The organism is Fusibacter paucivorans (genome assembly GCF_018390735.1).
Lineage (GTDB): Bacteria > Bacillota > Clostridia > Peptostreptococcales > Acidaminobacteraceae > Fusibacter > Fusibacter paucivorans.
The window spans coordinates 1-2,917 of record NZ_JAHBCL010000073.1; the positions used below are offsets into that span (position 1 = coordinate 1).

Genomic DNA, 2,917 nt, shown 5'->3' on the forward strand with positions numbered 1-2,917 from the left:
AGTTCTGATAATATAATTTTATCATTTTTTGACCTGATATTTACAGGTTTGTTTAGCATGCCCTAAATTCAGCCGGAATACTATTTTTGATCAGATACTTGACAAGAATTAGCTGGTTTAGGCGAAGTAAAATTTTAATTGTTGTTGATTTATGGTAATATAAGGTGAGGTGATTCTATTGATGAACGTTTTATATTATGCCTGTCGTCCTGTTTTTGTACTATAAGGAGTTCTAGGAGGCGCACGTTATTATATCAATAATACTAGAATCAGTAATCTTTTAATCTAAATGAACTTGAAGATTATTGCGACTCAGCAAAACCTCAAAAGCCATCAGTTTGATGGCTCTTTTTTATTACCAAATTTAATAGCAAGCGCTATTAATATAATTAATTGAAGTATTGGTAAACCAAAATAATTAATAAGTGTCATTCTGAATGTTGGTATGATTAACCCAATTCCCCCTAACAAACCTCCAAGTGCTGCTAGAACCAATATGCCTTGGATTGTTTTCAGAAATGACTTATATATAAATGGTGATAAAATTGCGAAAAGGAAACACCAAAATCCCCCTGAAATAAATTTATAGATTTTTATATTATTTGTTGTTTCATCTATAAATATATTATCTGGAGATAACGAATATTTCTCATCCCTGCCACCAATTTCTTCAAGAATTGACTCATATTCATCACTTAATATTTCATTGCTCATTAATAAATTAGTATCAAGTTCTTGAATATTCTTCAATACATCAATTCTATTATTTACTCTTTTATAATATAGAAAATTGTAATCTAATAGTGGATATGAAATCATTAGTACAATTAGGAATCCCAAAATAATTCCAGCTCTCTTAACGGTTAATTTTTCAATAAATTGCATGATTTCATTAAACATAGATTCTCCTTTAAAATTTTAGTCGGGTAAGTCAGGAGGATTACTCCTCCGTTCTCCCCTGAGAACCGTACGTGAAACTTTCGCTTCATACGACTCAAGCCGTTTGTAACAGACCTAACTAGAAGGTCTGCAAGTTACTCTTTTGGCATAGTAATCATTGTATTGAACCAAGTACGGATTTGCCGACATTTTGATAAGTACATGTCGCTTTATAGGCGTCGAACTGGCAAAATATAGCTTTGAGTGATCCGTTTTAAAGATCCAATCCCTTGTACTGATCATATGAAAATATCGGCTTTTTATCCAGCTTTTGGACTTGTTGCTGTGACGACGTTTTGCCCACCGCCATAGTTGACAGTAGATATAGCTATCAAGCTTTTGAAATATCTCTTTTGAGCAGACCTTGCTATGATAGTTACACCATCCTCTTATGACGGGGTTCAATCGTTTTATCAATACATCTTGCGACAAGCCCATGCACGCTTTCACGATTTCACGAACTTTGTCTTTGATCCTTTTGAAGCTGTCGTTTGTTGGCTTTATGATGAGTTTGCCACAATATTTTCTGAATTGCCAGCCTAGGAAGTTGAAGCCTTGGCCAATGTTTGTGATAACTGTTTTTTCCTGTGAGAGTTCAAGGCCACGTTCATGAAAAAACGCTGTTATAATCGTCTTTACTTCTTCCAATACTCGTTTATTGTTTGCTGTAATGATAAAGTCATCAGCATAAATTGTGAAATTGAGTTGGTTCTTGTTGAATTTTCGGTGTATACGCCCCTTAGTGTCTCGCCAGTAAATTTCTCGCAGATGTTGCGCCATGCCATTGAGTGTTAGGTTTGCCAGTGTTGGGGATATAATTCCGCCCTGTGGTGTGCCTGACCCGTTTTGATAGAGACGATTGTTATGCATGTAGCCACTCTTCAGAAATTGTGCTAGCCTTTTCTTATTCATGGGGATGTGCTTCATTAGCCATTCATGATTGATGTTATCAAAACAGCCTTTTATATCACCTTCTAGAACCCACTTTGCTGATTGCTTCGTTGATAGACACTTGAATAGATATTCGCACGCATCTTGGGTACTTCTATACTTCCTAAATCCAAAGCTGTTGTTGTCTAAGACTACTTCTGCTACTGGGTCTAAGGTCAGCATGTGAAGTGCCTGCATTGCTCTGTCATACATCGTCGGTATGCCAAGTGGCCGATCTTTACCATTTTTCTTCTTGATATATACTCTTTTTAATGGCTGCGCACGATACGATTTGTTCCCCAGGCGCAGTACTGCTCTATAACGTGATGATGAGGTTAACCATATTTCACCATCAACGCCTGCTGTTGTATTACCTTTATTACTAATAACCCTCTTTACAGCAAGTAGTCTTCCGTAGTATGATTTACTTAACAAGTATTGGAGTTTCTTCACGAGATACCTTTTGCCTCTTTGAGCTGCTTTAGCGATTCTGGACTGAAGTTTACTCACTTTTTCTTCAATCAGGGACCAGTCGACCGTATCCCATCTGAAGGCGTAGTTTGCTGACGCCTGCTTTTTTGTGCTCATTGGCTTTCCAGCATTCATAAAGTTTCCTTCCATTCACACTTCAAACGACCCACTAGAAGTCTGCACGCTTTCGCATTGGAGCAAATTTTGAACCCCTATCCCATACATTACATATAGGCATTCGCTTTCTCTAGTCTCCTATAACCGCTTACTTTGTATTTCCCTTGCGGGAAACCTACCCTGTATGAGGGAGCAGACGGTCTTACCCAGTTCTACACCACGGCCAATTCATATTGCCTTAGATCCCATCTTTACTCCGGAGCATTTGTCCATTTGATGCACAATACAAAAAGTTATGCATCCTCGCTCATACCTTTTGGTTATAGGGTTTCAGCCTTATTGATGATAGTATAAAAATAGGACAAGTAAAGTTGAGTCTTTTTAGAATACAAGATATAATAAACCCAATTCAAAAGGAGAAGGCTCATGGGAACAAAAAATCAAAAGCAATTTTCAAAAG

Annotated in this window: 2 protein-coding genes; both read right to left on the reverse strand. The window is 37.1% G+C overall.

All coding sequences use genetic code 11. The features are described from left to right. Positions 1–333: 333 nt before the first annotated feature. Positions 334–900, reverse strand: coding sequence for a hypothetical protein (locus KHM83_RS19430; protein WP_213238698.1), 567 nt, complete (start codon positions 898–900; stop codon positions 334–336). Between the two features lie 114 nt (positions 901–1,014). Then, positions 1,015–2,475 (reverse strand): group II intron reverse transcriptase/maturase, encoded by a 1,461-nt coding sequence (gene ltrA, locus KHM83_RS19435; protein WP_213238699.1) that lies wholly within the window; start codon positions 2,473–2,475, stop codon positions 1,015–1,017. Positions 2,476–2,917 lie beyond the last annotated feature (442 nt).

Coding starts and splice junctions, on each gene's coding strand:
- KHM83_RS19430 (WP_213238698.1), bottom strand. CDS start 900: ATGTTTAATGAAATCATGCAATTTATTGAAAAATTAACCGTTAAGAGA.
- ltrA (WP_213238699.1), bottom strand. CDS start 2,475: ATGAATGCTGGAAAGCCAATGAGCACAAAAAAGCAGGCGTCAGCAAAC.